The organism is Silanimonas sp. (assembly GCF_044377035.1).
GTDB lineage: Bacteria > Pseudomonadota > Gammaproteobacteria > Xanthomonadales > Xanthomonadaceae > Silanimonas.
In genome coordinates, this window is the sequence record NZ_JBILJW010000018.1 from 13,975 (window position 1) to 36,481 (window position 22,507).

At 70.3% G+C, this 22,507-nt stretch carries 21 protein-coding genes and 1 tRNA gene; 6 read left to right on the forward strand and 16 right to left on the reverse strand.

Annotated elements, in window-relative coordinates:
- The first annotated feature begins 34 nt into the window (after positions 1–34).
- Positions 35–520, forward strand: coding sequence for a MarR family winged helix-turn-helix transcriptional regulator (locus ACIQ6S_RS10720; RefSeq protein WP_297875555.1), 486 nt, complete (start codon positions 35–37; stop codon positions 518–520).
- Positions 521–599: 79 nt separating this feature from the next.
- Here ACIQ6S_RS10720 and ACIQ6S_RS10725 read toward each other — a convergent pair whose 3' ends face one another.
- The 3 genes from ACIQ6S_RS10725 to ACIQ6S_RS10735 form a co-directional block, all read right to left on the reverse strand.
- Positions 600–2,102, reverse strand: coding sequence for a peptide MFS transporter (locus ACIQ6S_RS10725; protein ID WP_397608361.1), 1,503 nt, complete (start codon positions 2,100–2,102; stop codon positions 600–602).
- A gap of 175 nt (positions 2,103–2,277) precedes the next feature.
- A complete protein-coding gene (locus ACIQ6S_RS10730) occupies positions 2,278–3,849 on the reverse strand; it encodes an AbgT family transporter (RefSeq protein ID WP_397608362.1) in 1,572 nt (523 codons plus the stop codon).
- A 73-nt stretch (positions 3,850–3,922) separates the two neighbouring features.
- Positions 3,923–4,789 carry a tryptophan 2,3-dioxygenase gene (locus tag ACIQ6S_RS10735; protein ID WP_397608363.1) on the reverse strand — a complete coding sequence of 289 codons (867 nt, stop codon included), beginning with the start codon at positions 4,787–4,789 and terminating at the stop codon, positions 3,923–3,925.
- A 173-nt stretch (positions 4,790–4,962) separates the two neighbouring features.
- Between ACIQ6S_RS10735 and ACIQ6S_RS10740 the strand changes: the two genes are divergently transcribed.
- From ACIQ6S_RS10740 to ACIQ6S_RS10755, 4 genes are all read left to right on the forward strand, one after another.
- Positions 4,963–8,589 (forward strand): lamin tail domain-containing protein, encoded by a 3,627-nt coding sequence (locus tag ACIQ6S_RS10740; protein ID WP_397608364.1) that lies wholly within the window; start codon positions 4,963–4,965, stop codon positions 8,587–8,589.
- A gap of 150 nt (positions 8,590–8,739) precedes the next feature.
- Positions 8,740–9,816 (forward strand): pyruvate dehydrogenase (acetyl-transferring) E1 component subunit alpha, encoded by a 1,077-nt coding sequence (pdhA, locus tag ACIQ6S_RS10745; protein ID WP_397608365.1) that lies wholly within the window; start codon positions 8,740–8,742, stop codon positions 9,814–9,816.
- Positions 9,813–10,811, forward strand: a complete 999-nt coding sequence (locus ACIQ6S_RS10750; RefSeq protein ID WP_397608366.1) for an alpha-ketoacid dehydrogenase subunit beta — start codon at positions 9,813–9,815, stop codon at positions 10,809–10,811. The genes pdhA and ACIQ6S_RS10750 overlap by 4 nt, the downstream gene beginning before the upstream one ends.
- A 17-nt stretch (positions 10,812–10,828) precedes the next feature.
- On the forward strand, positions 10,829–12,292 hold the full coding sequence (locus tag ACIQ6S_RS10755) for a dihydrolipoamide acetyltransferase family protein (protein ID WP_397608367.1): 1,464 nt from the start codon (positions 10,829–10,831) through the stop codon (positions 12,290–12,292).
- A gap of 21 nt (positions 12,293–12,313) precedes the next feature.
- On the opposite strand, the gene ACIQ6S_RS10760 is transcribed toward ACIQ6S_RS10755, so the two are convergent.
- From ACIQ6S_RS10760 to ACIQ6S_RS10780, 5 genes are all read right to left on the reverse strand, one after another.
- Positions 12,314–12,667, reverse strand: coding sequence for an HPF/RaiA family ribosome-associated protein (locus ACIQ6S_RS10760; RefSeq protein WP_297875545.1), 354 nt, complete (start codon positions 12,665–12,667; stop codon positions 12,314–12,316).
- Between the two features lie 102 nt (positions 12,668–12,769).
- A complete protein-coding gene (locus ACIQ6S_RS10765) occupies positions 12,770–12,958 on the reverse strand; it encodes a DUF2892 domain-containing protein (protein ID WP_298337245.1) in 189 nt (62 codons plus the stop codon).
- A 121-nt stretch (positions 12,959–13,079) separates the two neighbouring features.
- Entirely contained in the window at positions 13,080–13,655 is a 576-nt protein-coding gene (locus tag ACIQ6S_RS10770; protein ID WP_397608368.1) for a Crp/Fnr family transcriptional regulator, read from the reverse strand.
- 159 nt (positions 13,656–13,814) lie between these two features.
- Positions 13,815–14,129, reverse strand: a complete 315-nt coding sequence (locus ACIQ6S_RS10775) for a hypothetical protein (RefSeq protein WP_297875542.1) — start codon at positions 14,127–14,129, stop codon at positions 13,815–13,817.
- A 25-nt stretch (positions 14,130–14,154) separates the two neighbouring features.
- Positions 14,155–15,483 (reverse strand): tryptophan--tRNA ligase, encoded by a 1,329-nt coding sequence (locus tag ACIQ6S_RS10780; RefSeq protein WP_397608369.1) that lies wholly within the window; start codon positions 15,481–15,483, stop codon positions 14,155–14,157.
- Positions 15,484–15,580: 97 nt separating this feature from the next.
- Here ACIQ6S_RS10780 and ACIQ6S_RS10785 point away from each other — a divergent pair, with 97 nt between their 5' ends.
- Positions 15,581–16,378, forward strand: a complete 798-nt coding sequence (locus tag ACIQ6S_RS10785; RefSeq protein ID WP_397608370.1) for a hypothetical protein — start codon at positions 15,581–15,583, stop codon at positions 16,376–16,378.
- A gap of 7 nt (positions 16,379–16,385) precedes the next feature.
- Here the strand turns inward: ACIQ6S_RS10785 and ACIQ6S_RS10790 are convergent, their stop codons facing one another.
- From ACIQ6S_RS10790 to ACIQ6S_RS10825, 8 genes are all read right to left on the reverse strand, one after another.
- Positions 16,386–16,526: an entericidin A/B family lipoprotein gene (locus ACIQ6S_RS10790; RefSeq protein ID WP_298337258.1), complete on the reverse strand. Its 141-nt coding sequence runs from the start codon at positions 16,524–16,526 to the stop codon at positions 16,386–16,388.
- Positions 16,527–16,617: 91 nt separating this feature from the next.
- Positions 16,618–17,538 carry an arginase gene (gene rocF, locus ACIQ6S_RS10795; protein WP_397608371.1) on the reverse strand — a complete coding sequence of 307 codons (921 nt, stop codon included), beginning with the start codon at positions 17,536–17,538 and terminating at the stop codon, positions 16,618–16,620.
- A gap of 54 nt (positions 17,539–17,592) precedes the next feature.
- A tRNA-Thr gene (locus ACIQ6S_RS10800) sits at positions 17,593–17,668 on the reverse strand.
- A 40-nt stretch (positions 17,669–17,708) separates the two neighbouring features.
- Positions 17,709–18,362 (reverse strand): SPOR domain-containing protein, encoded by a 654-nt coding sequence (locus tag ACIQ6S_RS10805; protein WP_397608372.1) that lies wholly within the window; start codon positions 18,360–18,362, stop codon positions 17,709–17,711.
- A 45-nt stretch (positions 18,363–18,407) separates the two neighbouring features.
- A complete protein-coding gene (locus ACIQ6S_RS10810; protein ID WP_297875536.1) occupies positions 18,408–19,163 on the reverse strand; it encodes a type III pantothenate kinase in 756 nt (251 codons plus the stop codon).
- Positions 19,150–19,920 (reverse strand): biotin--[acetyl-CoA-carboxylase] ligase, encoded by a 771-nt coding sequence (locus tag ACIQ6S_RS10815; RefSeq protein WP_397608373.1) that lies wholly within the window; start codon positions 19,918–19,920, stop codon positions 19,150–19,152. The genes ACIQ6S_RS10810 and ACIQ6S_RS10815 overlap by 14 nt, the downstream gene beginning before the upstream one ends.
- Entirely contained in the window at positions 19,913–20,542 is a 630-nt protein-coding gene (gene plsY / locus ACIQ6S_RS10820; RefSeq protein WP_397608374.1) for a glycerol-3-phosphate 1-O-acyltransferase PlsY, read from the reverse strand. The genes ACIQ6S_RS10815 and plsY overlap by 8 nt, the downstream gene beginning before the upstream one ends.
- Complete coding sequence (locus ACIQ6S_RS10825) at positions 20,539–22,389, reverse strand: DegV family protein (protein WP_397608375.1); 1,851 nt, start codon at positions 22,387–22,389, stop codon at positions 20,539–20,541. The genes plsY and ACIQ6S_RS10825 overlap by 4 nt, the downstream gene beginning before the upstream one ends.
- Between the last annotated feature and the right edge of the window lie 118 nt (positions 22,390–22,507).

Below are 22,507 nucleotides of genomic sequence, written 5' to 3' on the forward strand. Positions count from 1 at the left end.
ACCACGCGCAACTTGCGCCGCACTGCAGCATCCGATGCTCGACCTCGAACGCTTCCTGCCCTACCGCCTGTCCGTGTTGTCGAACCGCATCAGCGCCGACATCGCCCAGCTCTACGAGACCCGCTATGGCATGGCCATCCCGGAGTGGCGCGTCATCGCCGTGCTGGCGAAGCGCCCCGGCCTCTCGGCCACGGAAGTGGCCCAGCGCACCGCCATGGACAAGGTGGCGGTGAGCCGCGCCGTTTCGTCCCTGCTCGACGCCGGCCGCATCCAGCGCGACATCGACAGCGACGACCGCCGCAAGAGCGTGCTCCGCCTCACCGACGCCGGCAAGGCCGTCTACGAGGACATCGCACCGCAGGCCCTCGCCTACGAACAGCGCCTGCTCGGCGCCCTCCGCACCGACGAGCGCCAGGCCCTCGACCGCCTGCTCGCGCGGATGGAGCAGCTCACCGCCGAAGCGGACCGCGCCGAACGCGCCGCCCGCGCGGCGGCCAACGCCGCAGCGTCGATGCCCTGACGCGGCCGCGAACAGCGCCCGGAAACGAAACGGCCCGGAGCGATCCGGGCCGTTTGCGTTGCAGCGTTTGCCGCGGCGCTTACTTCACGCCGTGCATCAATTTCTGGATGAGCGGAGCGAGCAGGAACAGCGAAACGCCGCCGATCACCAGCGCCCAGAACCCGAAGGTATAGCCCGAGAGCGCCGAGGCCGCGGTCATGCCGCCCTCGCCCGAGACGTGGCCGGCGAAGATGCCCGACAGGTTGTTGCCGATGCCGGTGGAGAGGAACCAGCCGCCCATGCCGAAGCCGACGAGGCGCAGCGGGGCCAGCTTGGTCACCATCGAGAGGCCGATCGGCGACAGGCAGAGCTCACCGATCGACTGGATCCAGTAAACGGCGAACAGCGTCCAGAACGGGATCTTCATCGTTTCCGGATCGACCATGCTGCCCAAGGCGATCATCAGCAGCAGGAAAGCGAGGCCGTTGAAGAGGATGCCGAGGCCGAACTTGCGCGGGATCGAGGGGTTCCACGAACCCATCCTCACCCAGCCCCAGGCGATGATCGGCGCCAGCACGATGATGGCCACCGAGTTCACCGACTGGAACCACGCCGTCGGGAAGGTCATGAAGCCGAGGTCGCGGTTGACGATCTGGTCGGCGAGGAAGGTGAACGAACTGCCCGCCTGCTCGAAGAACATCCAGAACAGGATGTTGAAGGCGAAGATGATCAGCATGGCGATCACCTTGTCGCGGGCCTGCGCGCCGTTCTTGATGCCTTCGACGAGCAACATGCCGGCCAACACGACGAACATCACGGTGAGGATGATCTGCAGCGTCGCTGCGCCCATGGCCAGCAAGGCGTAGACCACCGGCACCGCGATGGTGCAGCCGACGAACACGGTGACGATCCGGCCGATGCCGCCGGCGCCTTCCGGCGCCTCGCCCACGCCCTTGAGCTGGGCGCGACCGAGGTAGAACCAGAACAGCGAGATCACCATGCCGATACCCGCGGCGATGAACACGACCTTGTAGGCCGGCATCGCCTCGGTGCCGAACACCTTGGCAGCGAGGATCTGGGTGAGGATCGGCGAGATCATCGCGCCGAGGTTGATGCCCATGTAGAAGATCGTGAAGCCGGAATCGCGGCGATCGTCGCCCGTGGTGTAGATCTTGCCGACCAGCGTCGAGATGATCGGCTTGAACAGGCCGTTGCCGACGACGATCGTGGCGAGACCCAGCTTGAACACCGTCTCGTTGGGGACGGCGATCATGAAGAGGCCGGCGGCCATGAACACTGCGCCGACGAGGATCGAGCGCTGGTACCCAAGGTATTTGTCGGCCACGAGGCCGCCGAAGATGGCAGCGGCGTAGACGAGGGCGAGGTAGGACCCGTAGATCAGGCCGGCCGGCTGCTGGCCTGCCGCATCACCACCGTGGAACTGCGCCACGATGTAGAGCACGAGGGCCCAGCGGATGCCGTAGAACGCGAAGCGCTCCCAGAACTCCGACATGAACAGCATCCACAGCGGCTTCGGGTGTCCGAGCAACTGGTCGTAGGCGGGCGGCGGCGTGGCCGTCGCCGAGGTTGCAGCACCGCTCATGCGGTATCCCCTTGATTCGTCAGGAAAGTGAAGCCCGACAACAGGCGCCGGGGCCGCGACTGTGTACCGTTTGTGAAGGCGGAGGTCAAACCGCGTTGCGGCATGGCTTCGGACAGCCCACGAAAAAAGACGCCCCGCACGGGGCGGGGCGTCCTAGGGCGACCGAGCTGGGGGATCAGCCAGCCGGCGTCGGGTACACGTAGCTGGCGCCCGGGCCGAGGGGGATGCCGAGGCTCCAGTAAAGCAGCAGGAAGCCGCTCCAAAGCACGAGGTAGGTAATCGTGAAGGGCAGCATCATCGCGACCACGGTACCGATGCCGGTGTTCTTGACGTATCGCTGGCAGAACACGACCACCAGCGGGAAGTACGGCATCAGCGGGGTGATGATGTTCGAGCTCGAGTCACCCACGCGGTAGGCGGCCTGGGTGAGGTCCGGCGAGATGCCGAGCTGCATCAGCATCGGCACGAAGATCGGCGCCAGCAGCGTCCACTTGGCCGAGGCCGAGCCGATCACCAGGTTCACCGAGGCGGTCAGCAGGATGATGCCCACCATCGTGACGCCGGCCGGCAGCGCGGCGGCCTTCAGCACTTCAGCGCCTTCGAGGGCCAGCAGCACGCCCAGGTTCGACTGCCCGAAGGCCGCGATGAACTGCGCGCAGAAGAACACCAGCACGAGGTAGTAGCCCATCCCGTTCATCGCCTTGCTCATGCCGGCGATGATGTCGCGGTGCGACTTCACGGTGCCGGCCATCATCCCGTAAATGACGCCGGGCAACAGGAACAGCACGAAGATCAGCGGCACGATCGACTTCATCAGCGGCGCGTCGGTCGATTCCAACGCGCCCGTAGTGGGCGAACGCCACGATGAGGTTTCCGGCAAAGCCGTCAGCGCCAGGGCCACGAGGCCGAACAGCATCGAACCGAGCGCCGCCCACATCGCGGTGCGTTCCTGCGGGGCGAGCGGCTGGAAGGCTTCGATGGCGGAGAGATCGCCGTCGATGCTGGCCGTGCGCTTCAGGCGCGGCTCGATGATCAGGTCGGTGAGCGCCCAGACGATGGCGATCACCAGGCCCGCCGAGGCGAAGGTGAAGTACAGGTTGTTGGCCGAGCCCACCTGGTGCGTGGGGTCGAGGATCTGCGCGCCGGCCATGGTGATGTTGGCCAGCATCGGGTCGAGGCTGGTAGGCAGGAAGAAGGTCGCGCTGTACGCGCCCGAGACGGCCGCGAACGCGGCGGCGATGCCGGCGAGCGGGTGGCGCCCGGCGGCGTGGAAGATCACGCCGGCCAGCGGGATCACCAACACGTAGCCGGCATCGACGGCGTAGTGGGAGAGGATGGCCACGAAAGCGACCATCGGCGTCATCAGCTGCTTGACGGTGATCGCCATCAGCGCGCGCAGGACGGCGTTGATGAAGCCGGTGTGCTCGGCGATGCCGAGGCCAAGCATTGAAACCAGCACCACGCCCAGCGGCGGGAAGTTCACGAAGGCGTTGACCATGTTCGAAAGGAAGCCCACGAGGGCATCGCCGCCGAGCAGGTTGTTGATGACCAGCGGCGCCTTGGTGCGCGGGTCGACGACCTCCCAGGTCACGCCGGAGAGCGCCCAGCTCAGGCCGAACACCACCAGCATCAGGAGGATGAACAACAGCGCCGGGTCGGGCAGCTTGTTGCCGACTTTCTCGACGCCGTCGAGGAAACGCATCATGGCGCCACGCGGCGCATCGGGAGCAGGAACAGCCGTGGTCACGCGGGGATCACCGGATGGGGAGGACGCGCGACTACAGCCGGGCCGCTGTCAGCGGCCCGTGAAAATCGTGTCGTCAGGCCGCCCCGAGCGCGGTCCGGACGTCGAACAGCTCCGGGAAGAAGGTGAGGTCCAAGGCTTGTTTCAGGAAGCCGGCCCCCGAGCTGCCGCCGGTACCGGCCTTGAAGCCGATGATGCGTTCGACCGTCTTCAGGTGCCGGAAGCGCCAGAGCTGGAAGTTCACCTCGAGGTCCACCAGCGATTCGCACAGGTGGTAGGCGTCCCAGTGGGTGGTGGTGTCGGCATAGATGCCGACCAGCACGGGCACGAGGTCGGGGCGACGGGCATGCGGCAGCCGAACATCGCGGGCCAGCAGGTCGGCCGGCACGGCGTGGCCGCGGCGGGCGAGGAAGCGCAGCACCTCGTCGTACAGGCTGGGCGCCTCGTAGACCGCCGCCAGCGCCGCGTGGTCGCCCGGCTCGTGCGCGAACACCGCCAGCATCGCGGCGTTCTTGTTGCCGAGCAGGAACTCGATCATCCGGTACTGCAGCGACTGGAAGCCCGACGACGGCCCGAGGTGCGGGCGGATGCCGGCGTACTCGCTCGGCGTGAGGGTCTCCAGCACGCTCCACTGTTCGCTCAGCTGCTTCTGCACGTGCTTGACCCGGGCGATGCCCTTCAGCGCGCGGTCCAGGCGGTCGGCCCGCAGGTGGCCGATGGCCGCCTGAAGTTCGGCGATGACCAGCTTCATCCACAGCTCGGAGGTCTGGTGCTGGACGATGAAGAGCAGCTCGTCGTGGTTGTCCGGCGCGCTGCGCGGCTGCTGGGCGGCCAGGAGAACGTCCAGCCGCAGGTAGCCCGAATAGCTGAGGCGATCCCGGAGGTCGGTGGTGATGCCGGCCTCGAGGGCGCGGGTCTCGGACGGGGCGGCGGGACTCGACATGGGACGCAGGCGCTTGGGAAGGCGCCGAGTCTAGGCCCTGTGAAGACACGGCGGGGGCCGCCGTCAGGAAATCGATGAACCGGATGTAAACAAAACGTCATGGGAAATCGTACAATTCGTGACCCCCGGCACGTTCCGCCGCCCCCCTTTCCCTCTCTCTCCAGGACCCCACGATGCGGCCCACCCGCCTTCGTCCCCTTGCCGCGCTCTGCGCCGCTGCCCTTGCCCTTTCCGGCACCGCCGGCGCCCAGGTCGTCATCAGCCAGGTCTACGGCGGTGGCGGCAACACCGGCGCCCCGCTGCGCAACGACTTCATCGAGCTCTACAACGCCGGTCCGACGGCGGTGAACCTCTCGACCTATTCGGTCCAGTACGCCAGCAGCACCGGCACGGCCTGGAGCCGCACCAATCTCACCGGCACCCTTCAACCCGGCCAGTACTACCTGGTCCAGCAGGCCGCCGGCACGAACGCGGCCGCCGCGGCGCTGCCGACGCCGGACGCTACCGGCACGATCGCCATGTCCGGCACCGCCGGCAAGGTGGCCCTGGTGGGCACCCAAGTGACGCTGGCCGGCGCCTGCCCGGGCTCGGCCGACGGCGTGCTCGATTTCGTCGGCTTCGGTAGCGCGAACTGCTCGGAAACGGCCCCGACCGCCGCGCTCTCGAACACCACCGCTGCGATCCGCAAGGCGGCCGGCTGCACCGACACCGGCAGCAACAGCGCCGACTTCGACCTCGCCGCCCCCGCGCCGCGCAACACCGCGGTCGCCGCCGCGCCCTGCAGCGGCCCGGCCATCCCGGTGCTGACGATCGCCGATGCCGGTATCGAGGAGGGCGACGCCACGGGAAGCACGCTGCGCTTCACCGTCACGCTGAGCGCTCCGGCCCCGGCCGGCGGCGTGCGCTTCGACATCGCCACCGCGGACGGCAGCGCGCTGGCCGGCAGCGACTACACCGCCGCCTCGGCCACCGGCCTCGTGATCGCCGCGGGCGAACGCAGCGCCACGTTCGACGTCGCGCTCACCGGTGACACCACGCCCGAGCCGGACGAATCCTTCGTCGTCCGCATCACCAACGTCACCGGCGCCGACGTCGGCGACAGTGAAGCCACGGGCACGATCCGCAACGACGACATCGTCGTCGTGCCGATCCACGCCATCCAGGGCAGCGGCACCACCTCGCCGCTCGACGGCCAGGTCGTCGTGACCGAAGGCGTCATCACCGCGCGCCGCAGCAACGGCTTCTTCGTGCAGACCGCCGACGGCGAGGACGACGGCAACCCGGAAACCTCGGAAGGCCTGTTCGTGTTCACCGGCAGCACGGTCCTCCCGGCCGTGGCCGTGGGCAACCGCGTGCGCGTGTCCGGCCGCGTGGTCGATTTCACCCCGAGCAGCAACCTCAACCAGCGCCCGCTCACCGAGATCACCGGTGGCGGTGGCGTGACCGTGCAGGTCAGCCTGCGTGCCGCCGGCGTCGCGCTGCCGACCCCGGTCGCCGTCGATCCCGCCCTTGCCGCGCCCACCAGCGCGCTCGAAGCGCTGGAACGCTACGAAGGCATGCGCGTCAGCACCGGCCCGCTGGTGACGGTGGCGGCCTCGGGCGCCTTCCTCAGCGAAGCCAATGCGACGGTCACCGGCACCGACGGCGTCTTCCATGCCGTGCTGCAGGGCGTGCCGCGCCCGTTCCGTGAACCGGGCATCGCCGTGACCGACGTGCTTGCCGCGACGGCCCCGGCCGGCGTGCCGCGCTTCGACACCAACCCGGAGCGGATCCGCATCGACAGCGACGCCCAGCTCGGCGCCGCGCGCGTGGCCGCCGATGCCGGCACCGCGCTGCCCTCGCTCACCGGCGTGCTCGACTACGGCAGCGGCGTCTACACGCTGCTCCCCGATCCGAACCAACTGGTGGGCGACGCCACCGGCCTGCTGCCGGGCGGCCCGGCACCGAAGCCCGTCGCCGATGCACCGGCCGACGCGATCAGCGTGGCCAGCTTCAACCTGCTGCGCTTCTTCGACAACGTCAACGACCCGGCCATCGGCGAGCCGGTGCTGACGACGGCGGCCTTCGAGGCGCGCCTCGTCGACACCAGCGAGGCGATCTGCCGCTTCCTGAAGACCCCGGATGTGCTCGGCATCGTCGAAGTCGAGAACCTCGCGACGCTGCAGCGCCTCGCTGATGCGGTGAACAGCAATGTCTCCGGCGCCTGCGGCAGCAACCCGCAGTACGTCGCCCGCCTGCTCGAGGGCAACGACGTCGGCGGCATCGACGTCGGCGTGCTCGTCAGCGAGCGCGAAGTGCGTCCCGGCACGCCGCGCGTGACCGTGCTCGACGTCGAACAAGTCGGCAAGGCCAGCCTCTTCACCAACCCGAGCGGCGCCACCGAGCTGCTGAACGACCGCCCGTCGCTGGCCGTGCGCGCGCGCATCGCCTCGGCGAACGGCAACAGCGCGCCGCTCACGGTGGTCGTCAACCACCTGCGTTCACTGAACGGCGTCAACGACACCGCGGCAGGCTCGGCCGGCTGGGCCACCAGCGGCCAGCGCGTCCGCGCCAAGCGCGCAGCGCAGGCCATCGAGTTGGCGCAGTGGATCGAAGCGCGCCAGCAGGCCGATGCGAACGAGCGGATGATCCTCGTCGGCGACTTCAACGCCTTCGAGTTCAGCGACGGCCTGGTCGATTCCATGGGCATCATCACCGGCCGCGAAGCTGGCGCTGGCACCGTGCTGGAATACGCCGACAGCCCGGTGTCGCGCCCGCTCACCACGCTGACGACGCTGATCGCGCAGGCCGACCGCTATTCCTTCAGCTTCGAGGGCAATGCGCAGTCGCTCGACCACGTCGTCGCCAACGACGCGGTGTTCGCCTCGGCGCTGGACGTGGTCACCGAGCACGCGGCGATCAACGCCGACTTCTCGGAAACGCGCTTCGGCCAGTCGGCGGTCCGCACTTCCGACCATGACCCGGTGGTGGTGCGCCTCATCGAAGGCGCGTTCCGCTCGGCCGATCTCGGCGTCTCGATCGAGTCCTCCGACAGTTCGGCCACCGGCCGGCCGCTGCCGATCCGTGTGGTGCTCCGCAACAGCGGCCCCGACGAAGCGGTGAATGCGCGCGTGCGCCTGGCGTTCGACCGCGCGGTGGACGGCACGACCGTCCGCGCTTCGAGCGGCTGGACCTGCTCGGCCTTCACGGCCAGCGCGACCGGCGCCGAAGCCGAGTGCCGTGCCGACCGCTTCAGCAATGGCAGCACCGCGACGTTCGACGTCACCGTGCCGGCCACCGTCCTCGGCACGCCGGGAACGCTCGGCTTCCGGGCCAGCGCCGAGGCCGCCAGCGCCGACCCGGCCACGGCCAACAACAGCGCCGCCGTGGCAACGACCATCGCCAACCCCGCCGACCTCGCCATCGAGGTGCTGTCCTCGGGCCAGACGGCCGGCAAGTGGCCCGTGGCGGGCTTCGTCATCGCCTCGGCCAACCGCGGCCCGGCGACGGCCCAGGACGTCCGGCTCGAAGTCGTGTTCCGCGGCCCGGAGCGCCTGCTGAGCCGCGTGGTCACCGCCGGCTGGAACTGCACGCGCTCGCCGCTGCCCGGCAATGCGGAAGGCGTGGTGATCGGCTGCCGCCTGCTCTACTCGCCGCGCGTCTCGATCCTGCCGCCGGTGATCATCCAGGTGGTGCCGCGCGATCTCGCCGGCCCGGTGTCGGTGGGTCTTGAGGCCCGAATCGCCGCGACGACGCCGGACGTGGTGCAGGGCAACAACGCCGACCAGGCCACCGCCACCGTGGGCCGTCGCGGGCAGTAAGCCGACGCTCCCGGAGACCCGAAGACGCCGGCCTCGCGCCGGCGTCTTCTTTTGCGACGCGGCACCTTGGGCGCCACCCACGCCCAAGGACCCTTGCCGCCTCGGGGCCGCCCCTGCTATCAAGCAGGTCCCTTCGACGGGAGCCCGCGGATGCGCACGGCAGCGACGTTCGAGATCGATTACGTCCAGTTCCTCGGCGAGGACGGGCGCCTGCTCCGCGAGGACCTGCCCGAGTTCGCGCAGGACCCCAAGGCCCTCGTCGCGCTGTTCAAGCAGATGCTGCTGGTGCGCGCCTTCGACACCAAGGCGGTCGCGCTGCAGCGCACCGGCAAGCTCGGCACCTACGCCAGCTGCCTCGGCCATGAGGCCACGCACATCGGCATCGGCAGCGCCATGCAGCTCGACGACGTGCTGGCGCCGAGCTACCGCGAGTACGGTGCGCAGTTCGTCCGCGGCGTGAAGCCGCGCGAAGTGCTGATGTACTGGGGCGGCGACGAGCGCGGCAACCACTTCTCCGGCCCCGCGCACGACTACCCGTGGTGCGTGCCGATCGGCACCCAGTGCCTGCACGCGGCCGGCGCGGCGCTGGCCTTCAAGCTTCGCGACGAACCGCGCGTGGCCGTGGCCTGCGTCGGCGACGGTGGCAGCTCCAAGACCGACACCTACGCCGCCATCAACTCCGCGGGCGCCTACGGCCTGCCCTTCGTGCTGTGCATCATCAACAACCAGTGGGCGATCTCGGTGCCGCGAAAGGCGCAGACGGGCGCACGCACGCTGGCGCAGAAGGGATTGGCCGGCGGCCTCGACTGCGTGCAGGTCGACGGCAACGACCTGATCGCCGTGCGCGCCGCGATGGACCACGCGCTGAAGCGCGCGCGGACGGGCCACGGCGGCAGCGTGATCGAGCTGGTCACCTATCGCCTCGCCGACCACACCACCGCCGACGACGCCCGCCGCTACCGCCCCGACGAGGAAGTGAAAGCGGCCTGGACCCGCGAACCGCTGGTGCGCCTGCGCACCTATCTCACGTCACTCGGGGTGTGGAGCGAGGCCGAAGAGCTGGCGTGGCGCGAGGTGTGCAACGCCCGCGTCGACGAGGAGGTAAACGCCTACCTCGCCGTGCCGCCGCCGCCCGTCACCGACATGTTCGACCACCTCTACGAGACGCTGCCGCTCGACCTCGCCGCCCAGCGCGAGGACGCCATCGACTGGGAGAACCGCCGATGAGCGCTGAAACGACCACGCCTACGATCACCCTGATCGAAGCGATCACGCAGGCGCTGGCCTACGAGATGACGAACGACCCGAGCGTGCTCGTGCTCGGCGAGGATGTCGGCGTGAACGGCGGCGTGTTCCGCGCCACCGCCGGCCTGCAGATGCGCTTCGGCATGGACCGCGTGCTCGACACGCCGCTCGACGAGACCACCATCGCCGGCCTCACCGTCGGCCTCGCCACGCAGGGCATGAAGCCGGTGGCCGAAGTGCAGTTCGACGGCTTCGTCTATCCGATGCTCGACCACCTGATCTGCCACGCGGCGCGCTTCCGCAACCGCACGCGCGGCCGGCTCACCTGCCCGATGGTGCTGCGCGTGCCCTGGGGTGGTGGCATCCGCGCGCCCGAGCATCATTCGGAAGCGAACGAGGCGATGTTCACCAACGTGCCCGGCCTGCGCGTGGTGATGCCCTCCTCGCCGCAGCGCGCCTACGGCCTGCTGCTCGCCGCCATCCGCGACCCGGACCCGGTGATCTACATGGAGCCGAAGCGCATCTACCGCCAGTACAAGGAGGAGGTGCCCGACGACGGCGAGGCCCTGCCGCTAGACGTCTGCTTCGTGCTGCGCGACGGCACCGACGTGACCCTCGTCACTTGGGGCGCACAGGTGAAGGAGTGCCTCGAAGCCGCCGAAAAACTAGCGACAGAGGGCATCAGCGCCGAAGTCGTCGACGTCGCCACGCTCAAGCCGCTGGATTTCGACACCATCCACGAGTCGGTGAAAAAAACCGGCCGCTGCGTGATCGTCCACGAGGCCTGCCGCACCGCCGGCTTCGGCGCGGAGATCGCCGCGCGTCTCGCCGAGCACGCGATGTACGACCTCGTCGCGCCGGTCGAGCGCGTCACCGGTTACGACGTGCCGATCCCGCTGTTCCGCCTCGAGATGAAGTACCTGCCCTCGGTCGAGAAGATCGTGGCCGCCGCGAAGCGCACGCTCGCCGTCTCCTGACCCAGGACGCCCCCCGCATGAGCACCACGCAGCTGTTCCTGTTGCCCGACCTCGGCGAGGGCCTGCCCGATGCCGAGATCGTCGAGTGGCATGTCGCCGTCGGCCAGGTCGTCCGCCTCGATGATCCGCTGGTATCGATGGAGACGGCGAAGGCCGTCGTCGACGTGCCGGCGCCCTGCTCCGGCACCCTGCTGCGCGTGGCCGGCAAGGCCGGCGATGTCATCACCACCGGCGCGTGGCTGGCCGAATTCGAACTCGATCCGAACCTGCCGCAGCGCGCTGCGGGCCATGACACCGGGCATGCGCATGGTGCGGGCCACACGCCGGCACCGGCCGCAGCAGCGAGCCCCGTCGCGGTCATGCCGCCGATGCCTTCGCTCTCCGCCTCGGACCTGTCGAACGACCTGCCAGAAGGCGTGACGCCCGCCTTCGGTGGCGGCTTCAAGAACGCGATACCGGCGCTAGCGGCGCCCACGCCGGCACCGCCCGCGCCAACCCAACGCGAAGACGCCGGCACCGTCGTCGGTGCCATGCAGGTGTCGAGCGAAGTCCGCCGCGAGGCAGCGGTCGCCGTTGGTGGCATCAAGGCCGTGCCGGCGGTGCGCGCGCTGGCGAAGAAGCTCGGCGTCGACCTCGCGCGCATCACGCCGACCGGCGCCGAAGGCGTGGTAACCCTCGCCGACGTGAAGCGCGCCGCCGAACGCGGCGAGGCCCGCTTGGGCAGCGCGCCCGCCGTCTCCACCGCGCAACCCATCGCGCTTTCCACGCCGCCTGCGGCCTTCGCGTCGTCGGCGAGCCCCGCGCGCACGGAAACGCGTCGGGATAGCGCCACGGACGCAGGCTTCGATACCGACGCGCCGATCCGCGGCGTTCGCCGCAACATGGTGCGCAGCATGGCCGCCGCGCATGCCGAAGTGGTGCCGACCACGCTGATGGACGATGCCGACCTGCACGCGTGGTCGCCGGGCGAGGACATCACCGTCCGCCTGATCCGCTCCCTGGTGGTCGCCAGCGCGGCCGAGCCGGCGATGAACGCCTGGCTCAACGCCAAGGAGGGCACGCTGCGCCGCCACGCGCGCGTCGACGTCGGCATCGCCATCGACCACGCCGACGGCCTGTTCGTGGCCAACCTGCGCGGCGCCGACCGGATGGACGCCAGCGCGATGCGCGCCGGCATCTCGCGCCTGCGCGATGGCCTCAAGGACCGCTCGCTGCCGGCCGAAGAGCTTTCCGGCTACACCATCATGCTGAGCAACTTCGGCAAGTTCGCCGGCAAGTACGCCACGCCGGTCGTCGTGCCTCCCTGCGTGTGCATCGTCGCGGCGGGCCGGCTGTATCACGGCGTGGTGCCGGTACTCGGCGGCATCGAGACGCACCGCCTGATGCCGCTCTCGCTCACCTTCGACCACCGCGCCGCCACGGGCGGCGAGGCGGCGCGATTCCTCAAAGCGATGATCGACGACCTGCAGAGGGCGCGGTGAGGCGCCCGCCGCAGTAAGCGTTTACCCGACCGCCGCAGCCAGTCGCCCGAACGGCAGCGCCGAACGACGCTGCTCCACCGCGCGCTTGCGCTGCTTGATCAGGCGCTTTAGCAGTTTGTGCAGCGCGCCGTCGATGGCAGGGCCGAAGCCCTCGCTGCGCGCCTTCACCACGACGAGGCGGCCATCGTGCAGCTTGGCCTGCACCTGGCACTGGCGGTCGATGCCGCCCTTCGGCCCGTTGAGGTCGACCAGCGAGACGACGAGGTCCGAGATCAGGTGGGCGATGCGGCTGAGATGCCGTTCCGCGCGGCGCTGCAGGGCGTCGAGCGTGTCGGTGCCGTGGATGTCGCGATGGCTGAGCAGGGCGATGTGCATCGTTCGTTCCTCCGCGGTTGGGCAACGACAGAGTGCCGCGGCGGGCGGGAGGTTCCCGCGTCGCGCGCGGCGTTCAGCGAACCTTGACGACGCTGAAGGGGCTCAGCCCTTCACGGGGCACGTGTTCAGGCCAAGCAACGGATAGATCGGGCAGAAGCCGATGGCGGACGTCGCCAGCGGCACCACGCCGACCCACGCCCAGACCGGTCCGCCGAAGGCGGCCCAGCCCACCAGTCCCAGGCCTGCGGCGGCGCGCAGGATCCGATCGATGCCACCGACATTCGCTTTCATGACGCAGACTCCTCGCTTGGGGTGTGCGGCCAGTGTCGGCGCGCCCGTACAGCCTGTCGGTGACCGGAGTCACCGGCGATGACCTCGATCAAAGCGCGGCATCGTGGCCGAGGCGGACCGGTCAGCCGCTGGGAGGCTGCGCCCGGCGGCGCAATCCCGCCGCATCGATCACGACGATGCCATCGCGCGAGACGTCCACGAGGCCCTCCTCGACGAACTGGCGCAACACGCGGGTGACCACCTCGCGGGCACTGCCGAACTCGTCAGCGATGGCCTGGTGGGTCATCGCCACTCGTGGGGCGCGCTCCGACAACCATCCGGCCAGACGCTCGTCGAGCCGATGGAAGGCCACGTCATCGACCACCGCCATCAGGGTCTGCAGGCGCCGGCTGAATTGCCCGAACACGAGCGCGCGGAAGGGCGCGTGCTCATCGAGCAGGCGGCGGAAAAGCAGCGGCGGCAGCGCCACCGCGCGTGTCGGTCGCTCGACCTCGCCAAGGGCGCTGTAGGTACTGGATTCCAGCAGGCATCCAGTGCTCACGACGCAGGTTTCGCCGGGTCGCACGCGGTACAGCACCAGTTGCCGGCCATTCGACGAGGTCTGGCTGACCTTGATCTGCCCTTCCAGCAGCAGCGGCAGGCCGGGGCAGGACTGACCAGGCTGGAACACGACGAGGCCGGCCGGCAGATCGATCACCCGGGCGTCCGCGGCGAATGCAGCGCCGAGGGAGGGTGGTAGCCCGGACAGTGATGGATAGGCTGCCGAGAGTCGGCTCAGGTCAGTCGGGTCGAGGGCCATGGGGCCAGCATGCCAGTCTGGACGCGGCGCCGCGCCAGCCCGACGGGCCGGCGGGCCTCAGGCACGCGACGCGGCGGACGCCGGGACCGATGCGGACCCGCGACGTCGCCAGAACCACGCCGCCACAAGGACGAGCAGGAAGCCCTTGTAGGCGATCAGCGACGCAACGATCTCGCGGATGATCGGATGGTGGCCGGCGGGCTCGACTTGCAGGCCGGCCACCATGCCAGCGACCGACAGCGCGATGGCGCCGGCCAGCGCCGCGATGTCGAAACCACGGGCGCTGGCGAAGCGGGCGGGCGCGGTGCGCCAGTAGATCCAGCCGAGCACGGCGAACCACGGGGCGAGGAGGAGAACGGCGAGGAGACTCATGCGCGCAGTCTGCCGAACGCGATGTTCAGGCCGCGTCCTCGGCGAAGGCGGCGAGCGATTCCAGCACCTCGGCGAGCTCGATGCCGTCCTCGAGACGACCGATCATCGCTCCGGCCAAGTGCAGGCCTTCGTCCGCGCGATGCACCAGCGCCGCGCCCTCGGCCTTGAGCTTCGCGATGAGCTGCCCGGCGTCCTTCGGCGAGGCATAGCCCTCGCTCTGCACCAGCACGCGGCCGTCGGCATGAACGAGCTTGAAGTAGAAGCGGCCGTCGCTCTCGCGGTACTGCTTGAACGTCGGCTGCGCAGCCTTCGCCACCTTGGCCTTGGGCGTCTCGGCCATCGCCGCCGTCAGCGGCCGCAGGCCCACCGCCGCGCGCAGATCGCGCAACAGCGGCGTGGCGATGGCGCGCGCTTTCGCGGCACCGGCCTGCAGCGTGGCTTCGATATCCGCAGGCTTCGCCATCAGCGCCTCGTAGCGTTCGCGCATCGGCGCGAGGTGGCCGTCGAGCAGTTCGAACAGGGCCTGCTTCGCCTCGCCCCAAGCGAGGCCGCCACGCAGGGCGGCGTGCATCTCGGCCGCCTGCGCCTCGGTGGCGAAGGCGCGGTACAGCGTGAACAGGTGGCTGTTGTCGGGATCCTTCGCTTCGCCCGGCGCGCGTGAATCGGTGACGATCGACGCGATCAGCTTCTTCAGCTGCGCCGGCGGCGCGAACAGCGGGATGGTGTTGTCGTAGCTCTTGCTCATCTTCCGGCCGTCGAGGCCGGGCAGCGTGGCCACCTGTTCCTCGATCACCGCTTCCGGCAGCACGAGGTGTTCGCCATAGGTGTGGTTAAAGCGCGCGGCGAAATCGCGCGCCATCTCGATGTGCTGGATCTGGTCGCGGCCCACCGGCACCTTGTGCGCCTTGAACGCGAGGATGTCGGCGGCCATCAGCACCGGGTACATGTACAGCCCCGCCGTCACGCCAGCATCGGCGTCCTCGCCCTGCGCGGTGTTCGCGTCGACCGCCGCCTTGTAGGCGTGCGCGCGGTTCAGCAGGCCCTTGCCGGCGACGCAGGTCAGGAACCAGGTGAGCTCGGGGATCTCCGGGACGTCCGACTGCCGGTAGAACCAGACCTTGTCCGGATCGAGCCCGCAGGCCAGCCAAGTCGCGGCGATCTCCAGCGTCGAGCGCTGCACGCGCGCCGGGTCCTGCACCTTGATCAGGGCGTGGTAGTCGGCGAGGAAGTAGAAGCTCTCGGTGCCGGGCTGGCGGCTGGCGGCCACCGCCGGGCGGATGGCGCCGGCGTAGTTGCCGAGGTGCGGGGTGCCGGACGTGGTGATGCCGGTGAGGATGCGGACGGGAGCGGTCATGCCGCGATTTTAGCCTGCGGGCGGGCCGGGCCCATGGGTCCAACCCCGTTGGACGCCGCCGCGCGTTTCTGGGCTCCGAACCCCACGGAGAACCGCGATGCCCACCCTGCCCCGCACCCTCGCCGCCGTCGCGCTGCTGATGGCCACCCAGACCGCCTGCGCCCATCCACGCCCCACGACGCCCGAGGCGGCGCACATGGTGCGGCTCGAGGTGGTCGATCGCGACACCGGCGGCGTCCTGCTGCAGCACCGACACCGGCGCGAGGCCTGGGTGTCCGGCGAGGACGACCAGCCCTACACCCTGCGCCTCACCAACATGACGGGCGCGCGCGTGCTGGTCGTGCTCAGCGTGGATGGCGTCAATGTGGTGACCGGTGAATCGGCCGATCCGGCGCAATCCGGCTACGTGCTCGCGCCGTATGCGAGCGCCGAGATCGACGGTTGGCGGAAGTCGATGCAGGAAGTCGCGGCCTTCCGCTTCAGCCACGCCGGCGACAGCTACGCGGCGCGCACCGGGAGGCCGTTCGACCTCGGCGTGATCGGCGCGGCGGTGTTCCGCGAAGCGAGGGTCGAGGAACAGTGGCCGATGCCCACCCCGCCGATCGCCGAACGCCAACGTGCCCAAGCGGCCCCCGCCGCCGAAGCGCTGGCCGATGCCGCTGCCGGCGCGCCTTCACCGGTCTCGCCGCTGGGCACGGCGCACGGCGAGCGGCGCTGGTCACCCAGCGCGCGGACGCGATTCGAACGAGCGAGCGCCCGGGCCGATGAACTCATCGCCCTGCGCTATGACCGCCACGAGGCACTGGTGGCGCGCGGCGTCATCCGATTCGAACGGCAGCCGTGGCTGGCCCGCAAGCCGCGGGCCTTTCCGGGCGGTTTCGTGCCGGACCCGTGAGCCGGGTTCAGTCCTTGGCTTCGTCGGCTTCGCGGGTCATCACTTCGCCGACCTTCTTCACGTCCTTGCCGAAGCCGGAGACGGTGTTGCAGGCGGAAAGCGCGACGAGGGCCAGCAGGGCGACGGCGAGCAGGCGGAACTTGGTCATGGAAGGTCTCCCTTGGAACGTGGCCGGATTCTAGCGTCACGGCGGGTGAAGACCGGCGGAAAGCGGGCCTTCACGCCTCGGGGCGGACGACTCAATCGCGCATCAGGGTGGACTTGCCGAACAGGCTCTCGACGAGGTCCACCGCGAGTCGCGCCGTCTTGTTCTGCTTGTCGAAAGCCGGGTTCAGTTCAACGATGTCGAGCGAACCCATCCGGCCGGTGTCGGCGATCATCTCCATCACCAGCTGGGCCTCGCGGTAGTTCGGGCCGCCCGGCACCGTGGTACCGACGCCCGGCGCGATGCCCGGGTCGAGGAAATCGACGTCGAAGCTGACATGCACGTGGGTATCGGCGTCGATGCCGGCCAGCGCCTCGTCCATCGCTCGCTTCATGCCGACTTCGTCGATGTAGCGCATGTCGTAGATATCGAGACCGTATTCCTTCACCAGCTTCTTTTCGCCCTCGTCGACGGAGCGGATGCCGATCTGGCGCACGACGTCGGGCGTGATCGCCGGGGCGCTGCCGCCGAGGTGCGTGAGCTCCTTCGGGCCAAGGCCGCAAAGGCAGGCCACCGGCATGCCGTGGATGTTGCCGGAGGGCGTCACGTCCGAGGTGTTGAAGTCGGCGTGGGCGTCGAGCCAGATCACCCGCAGCTTCTTGCCCGTGCGTCGGCACCAGCGCGCCACGGCGGTGATGCTGCCGAGGCCGAGGCAGTGGTCGCCACCCATCAACACGGGCAGGTTGCCGGCATCGAGCTCGGCCTCGACAGCGCGCATCGCCGCCTCGTTCCACTCGACCACCTGGGGCAGGTGGCGGTAGCCGTTCAGCGGCGGCAGCCACGGGTTCATCGGGCCGGTGAGGTTGCCGCGGTCCTCAACGGTGACGCCGCGCTCGCGCAGGGCCTCGGCGATGCGTGCGACGCGCAGGGCCTCGGGGCCCATCACGGCACCGCGGTGGCCGGCGCCGATGTCGGTGGGTGCGCCAATCAGCGCGACGGTCGGGAAACGACTCATGCACAACTCCTTCGTGTGCGTCGTCGTTCGGCCGGACGGCGCTTACGGCGGAGGTGGTGCCGACAGTCCGAATCGAACGGACGACCTACCGCTTACAAGGCGGTTGCTCTACCAGCTGAGCTATGCCGGCGCTGGGGGCGGCAGTGTAAACCAGCCCGGCGATCGGGCGATCAGAAGCAGGGAATGGGCCGCGCCTGCCAGTTGCCCGCACCCAGCGGCGTGCGCCAGTCGTAATCGGCGGCGACGGCGATCTCGAGCCACCACTGCGGGCGATCCTCGCTGGCCGCTTCCATCACGGCCTCGATGCCCAGCGCCTTCACCTCGGCCAGCCGGGCCTCGGCGTTCTTCTGTTCGCGGAACAGGCCGAGCGAGACGGTGTTCTCGCCCGGGCCGGCGGTGACCACGTAGTAATCGCGGATGCCCTGCCCGGCCAGCGCGCGCGCCTTCGCCAGCGCGTCGCCGCGGGTCGCGGCGGCCGGCACGTACACGCGCCAGCCGCGTGAACTCTGGACCTGGGCTTCGCGGTATTGGAGTTTGCCGACGCTCGCGCCAAGCACGTCCACCGCCCGGCGCAGGGCCGAGGGCGTGTCGAAGGGGCCCACGGAGAGGCAGGCCATGGCGGCGTCCATGAGCGTCGGCGCTACGGCCAGTTCCGCGGAGGCCGGCAAGGCGTCAGGCTCGGCTTCGGCCAGCAGGGTGAGGCCCGGCACGCCGGGCTCGGTCGCCGGCAGCGCGGCGGCGTGCGACGGCGCGTGCAGCCCCCACCAGAGGGCCGCCGCGACGTTGAGGCACAGCAGGATGATCAGGGCACCGCGCGAAAGCATGCGCGCAGTGTAGCCGCGCGGAATGCGGCTTCGCTCATCCCGCGATCAAGCGCATCCGGCCGCCGCGTAGACGCGCAGCCCCTCCAGCACCATCGCTTCGTGATGAACGACGCTGGTGGACAGGCGTCTCGCCAAGGCATCGGCGAACGCCGCGGCATCGCCGCCGCCGACCAGCAGGGACGGTGGTCGGCCCAACACGGCGCAGGCGTCGTCCCACGCGGCAAGGACGAGGCCGAGGGCCTGCCCGCGCGCGCCGGCGGCGACGGCCTCGGGGGTATCGGTGCCGAAGGCCACGGCGGCTGGCGTCGGCGCCTCGCCGCGATCCAGCGCCGGAAACCGCGCCGCCAAGGCTTGGCGCGCATGCGCGGGAGCGATCCCGATGAGGCCACCGTGGTGGATTCCGCGGGCGTCGAGGAGATCGACGGTGATCGCGCTGCCGAAGCTCACCACCAGCTGGTCGCCGCCGAGGTCCCGCGCCGCCAGCAGGGCGAGGAAACGGTCGACGCCCAGACGTCCCGGGTCGGCGTAGGCGATGCGCACGCCGGCGCACTCGGCGCGCGTGGCGGCGCGCCGCGGCCGCTGTCCGCTGGCTTCGAGCGCGGCCTCCACGCGAAGGCGCAGGGCCTCCGGCGCGACGCTGGCCAGCCATGCCGCCTCACCCGGCGCGCCTTGGCCCAATACGTCGCGGAGGGCGTCATCGAAGCCGGCATCGCCATGAGCCAGCGCCGTCACGGGCCCGAGGCCCGAGGCATCGGCGCGCGCCAGCTTCAGCCGGGTGTTGCCGAGGTCAAGCAGCCACACGGACGCTCACCTCGCCGGCGTAATGCACGCGATCGCCATCGGCGTGGCGCACGCGCAGGCCACCTCCCGCGTCGATGCCGATCGCCACACCGTCCTCGACGCGCTCGCCCGCAAGCACCCGCACCGGCCGACCGGCCAGCGCATCGAAGCGGGTCCAATCCTCGGCAAACGCGGCGAATCCCTCGCGCTCGAATTCGGCGAGCGCCGGCAGCAGGGCGCGTAGCAGGACGCCGAGGATGCGGGGGCGCGCGACGTCGGCCACGCCGGCGCGACGCAGGTCGGTCCACGACTGTTCGACGCCCGGCACCGCGTCGACGGCCAGGTTCAAGCCGATGCCGATGGCGACCGCCTCGCCGCGGGCCTCGATGAGCAGGCCCGCGAGCTTGGCGTCATCGACCACGAGATCGTTCGGCCACTTGAGGCGCACGTTGGAGGCACCGGCATCGTGCAGGGCGCGCGCCACCGCCACGCCGACGGCGGGCCCGAGCGGCGCCAGCCGCATCGGCGGCAACGTGAAACGTCGGAGCACGGTGAAGGCCAGCGCACCCTCGGGATCGGTTTGCCAAGCGCGCCCCCGCCGCCCGCGACCGGCCGACTGGCGGTCGGCGAGGAATACCGCGGCGCCACGCATCGGCAGCGGGCTGCCGAGCGCCCAGTCCTGCGTCGAATCGACGGCATCGGCGTGATGGAATGCGGCCAGCTCACCCAGTGCCGCCTCATCGAGCGCGAGGTCGCGTTCGCCGAACGCCTCAGGCATCGGTACGGGCCCACAGTCGCGCGAAGATCCGCGCCTTCTCGAAACGGTGCTCATTGCCATCCCGAAGACGCTGCAGGTTGGCGCGATGCGTCCACGCGAGAAGGACGGCCACCGCCACGGCGAAGCCCAGCCACGCGCCGTCGCGGCCTTCCAGCAGCGCCCACGCCGGTAAGGCGACCCCGGCCAGCACGGTCGCCAACCCGACGTAGCCGGTCGAGAGCAGCACCAGCAGCCAGAGGCCCAGCAGCGGTGCCAGCGCCAACGGCCACAGAAGGGCGAGGCCGCCCACCAGCGTCGCCGCGCCCTTGCCGCCGCGGAATCCGTGGAACACCGGCCACACATGGCCGGCCACGGCGAGGAGCGCGCCCAGCATCTGCAATACGAGATCGCCGCCAGCCCAGCGCATCAGCGCCACCGCGGCCACACCCTTGCCGATGTCGATCAGCACGGTGCCGAGCGCGAAGGCCCAGCCCTGCGTGCGGAAGGCGTTGGTGCCCCCGGCATTGCCACTGCCCTGGGTGCGGATGTCGACGCCGCGCAGCTTACCGAGCCACAGGCTTCCGGAAATGGAACCCAGCAGGTAGGCCGCGGCGCCCGCCGCCAGAATCGTCGCGAGGCTCACGACGTCACCGGCTGCAGGCAGGCGACCAGCGCCCCAGGGCCGGCATGCGCACCCACCGCGGGGCCGGTTTCCACCAGCCAGCCTTCGGCGATGTCGAGGCGCGCCTTCAGCGAAGCGAGCAGCGCCGTGGCGTCATCGGCCGCATCGCAGTGGCCGACGATCAGGCGCCAACGGGTGTTCGGAGGCGCCTGCTTCGCGACATAGGCGGCGAAGCGCTCCGGGGCGCGCGTCGCACCGAACAGCGCGGCGCAGGGCTTGAGCCGCCCTTCGGGAACGACCTTGGCGATGGGCGTGGCGCGCAGCACTGAAGCGATCCATCCGGCCCAACGCGGCACACGGCCGCCGCGCACGGCGTGGCGGATGTCGCGGGCGAGGGCGAAGGTGAGCGTCTTCGGCCTCAACGCGGCCACGTGGGCGAGCACCTCGGCCGCGGCGGCGCCGGTCGCTGCCTTCTCCGCCGCGGCGATGGCGAGCAGGGCCTGCCCGCCCGCGGCATTCGCGGTATCGAACACGTGGGTTCGCGAAGCATCACCACGCTGCGCGGCCGCCTCGGCCGCTTGCAGCGTGCCCGACACCGCGCGCGACAGCCCGATGTAGACGACTTCAGCGTGGTGCGACAGCAGGAATTCGAACTGCCGGCGGAAATCGCCCACCGGTGGCTGGCTGGTGCGCGGCAGCAGGTGCTCGTGGCGCAGCCGCGCGTAGAACTCGGCGGGGCTGATGCCGACGCGGTCGAGGTAGTCCTGCTCGCCGAAGTTCACCCGCAGCGGGATGACATGCAGGTTGAGGGCATCCGCGAGCCCTTCCGGCAGGTCCGCGGAGCTGTCGGTGACCACCACGCAGCCGCCCGGCGCGTTGGCCGTGCGCGCCTGCGCCAGCATGTCGTCGGCCTTGGTCGACTCGACGCGACCGAACCGGCCCAGCGCCTCGAACATGGCCGCCGGCCGCGCGACGTGCGCGTGCACCTTCACGCGGTGCGCGCTGCCGGCGACGACGACGCAGTCAGCGCCGAGGTCGGACATCGCGGCCTGCAGCCCAGCGCGATCGAGGCCCTCGCCGACCAGCAGGCATTCCGTGCACCAACGATGGCGCGGATCGATGTCGTCGAGTTCCGCGTGCAGCGCGTCGTGCACGCCGCTGATGTCGAGGTCGGAGCGATCCTCCGCCCCGTCGGAAGGGCCAGGAGCAGCGCGCCGCGCCATGAAATCGCCGATGCCTTCCAGCAAGTCGACGAAACCCTGCGCCCCGGCATCCACCACGCCGGCCTTGCGCAGCACCGGCAGCTGGTCGGGCGTGCGCTGCAGCGCGAGCCGCGCCTGCGCGAGCGCCGACTCGAACCACGCCCGCAACTCCTGCCGTTCGCCCTGCTCGGCCGCGTGCACCAGCGCCTCGGCGAAGGCGTGGATCACGCTGATCATCGTGCCCTCCTTCGGATCGGCCATCGCCGAACGCGCCGAACGCGACGCGGCACGGGCGGCCTCGGCGAGGCCACGCCGGTCGAGCGAGGCCCGCGAACCGACCGCATCGGCAAGCCCGCTGAAGAACTGCGCGAGGATGGCGCCGGAGTTGCCGCGCGCCCCGTCGATAGCCTCGTCGCCAACCCGGCGCAGCAGGCGGCCCACGCCGCCGGCGCGTCGGTGCAGCGCGCCGGTGAGCACGGTGCCGAGCGTCAGTGCGAGGTTGTTGCCGGTATCGCCGTCGGGAACGGGGAACACGTTGATCTTGTTCAGCGCATCACGGCGGGCGATGACCCGGCGTACGCCGGCGATCAGCGCATGGCGCAGGGCCGCGGCGCGGATGGGACCGGAAGACGGCAGCGGGGAGGCGAAGGGCGTGGTCGCGGACATACGCCGGAGTCTGGGGGAACTCCCCACCTTTGGGCATGCTGCGTGACAGCATGGGCCGCTGGCAAGGCGCTCCCATGCGTGGCCTTCACTGGCGGCGTATGATCCTGCGACGCGTTTG

Coding starts and splice junctions, on each gene's coding strand:
- ACIQ6S_RS10785 (WP_397608370.1), top strand. CDS start 15,581: ATGCCCACCCTGCCCCGCACCCTCGCCGCCGTCGCGCTGCTGATGGCC.
- ACIQ6S_RS10815 (WP_397608373.1), bottom strand. CDS start 19,920: ATGCCTGAGGCGTTCGGCGAACGCGACCTCGCGCTCGATGAGGCGGCA.
- pdhA (WP_397608365.1), top strand. CDS start 8,740: ATGCGCACGGCAGCGACGTTCGAGATCGATTACGTCCAGTTCCTCGGC.
- ACIQ6S_RS10735 (WP_397608363.1), bottom strand. CDS start 4,789: ATGTCGAGTCCCGCCGCCCCGTCCGAGACCCGCGCCCTCGAGGCCGGC.
- ACIQ6S_RS10755 (WP_397608367.1), top strand. CDS start 10,829: ATGAGCACCACGCAGCTGTTCCTGTTGCCCGACCTCGGCGAGGGCCTG.
- ACIQ6S_RS10750 (WP_397608366.1), top strand. CDS start 9,813: ATGAGCGCTGAAACGACCACGCCTACGATCACCCTGATCGAAGCGATC.
- ACIQ6S_RS10725 (WP_397608361.1), bottom strand. CDS start 2,102: ATGAGCGGTGCTGCAACCTCGGCGACGGCCACGCCGCCGCCCGCCTAC.
- ACIQ6S_RS10765 (WP_298337245.1), bottom strand. CDS start 12,958: ATGAAAGCGAATGTCGGTGGCATCGATCGGATCCTGCGCGCCGCCGCA.
- ACIQ6S_RS10775 (WP_297875542.1), bottom strand. CDS start 14,129: ATGAGTCTCCTCGCCGTTCTCCTCCTCGCCCCGTGGTTCGCCGTGCTC.
- ACIQ6S_RS10740 (WP_397608364.1), top strand. CDS start 4,963: ATGCGGCCCACCCGCCTTCGTCCCCTTGCCGCGCTCTGCGCCGCTGCC.
- ACIQ6S_RS10780 (WP_397608369.1), bottom strand. CDS start 15,483: ATGACCGCTCCCGTCCGCATCCTCACCGGCATCACCACGTCCGGCACC.
- ACIQ6S_RS10760 (WP_297875545.1), bottom strand. CDS start 12,667: ATGCACATCGCCCTGCTCAGCCATCGCGACATCCACGGCACCGACACG.
- ACIQ6S_RS10805 (WP_397608372.1), bottom strand. CDS start 18,362: ATGCTTTCGCGCGGTGCCCTGATCATCCTGCTGTGCCTCAACGTCGCG.
- rocF (WP_397608371.1), bottom strand. CDS start 17,538: ATGAGTCGTTTCCCGACCGTCGCGCTGATTGGCGCACCCACCGACATC.
- ACIQ6S_RS10720 (WP_297875555.1), top strand. CDS start 35: ATGCTCGACCTCGAACGCTTCCTGCCCTACCGCCTGTCCGTGTTGTCG.
- ACIQ6S_RS10790 (WP_298337258.1), bottom strand. CDS start 16,526: ATGACCAAGTTCCGCCTGCTCGCCGTCGCCCTGCTGGCCCTCGTCGCG.
- ACIQ6S_RS10825 (WP_397608375.1), bottom strand. CDS start 22,389: ATGTCCGCGACCACGCCCTTCGCCTCCCCGCTGCCGTCTTCCGGTCCC.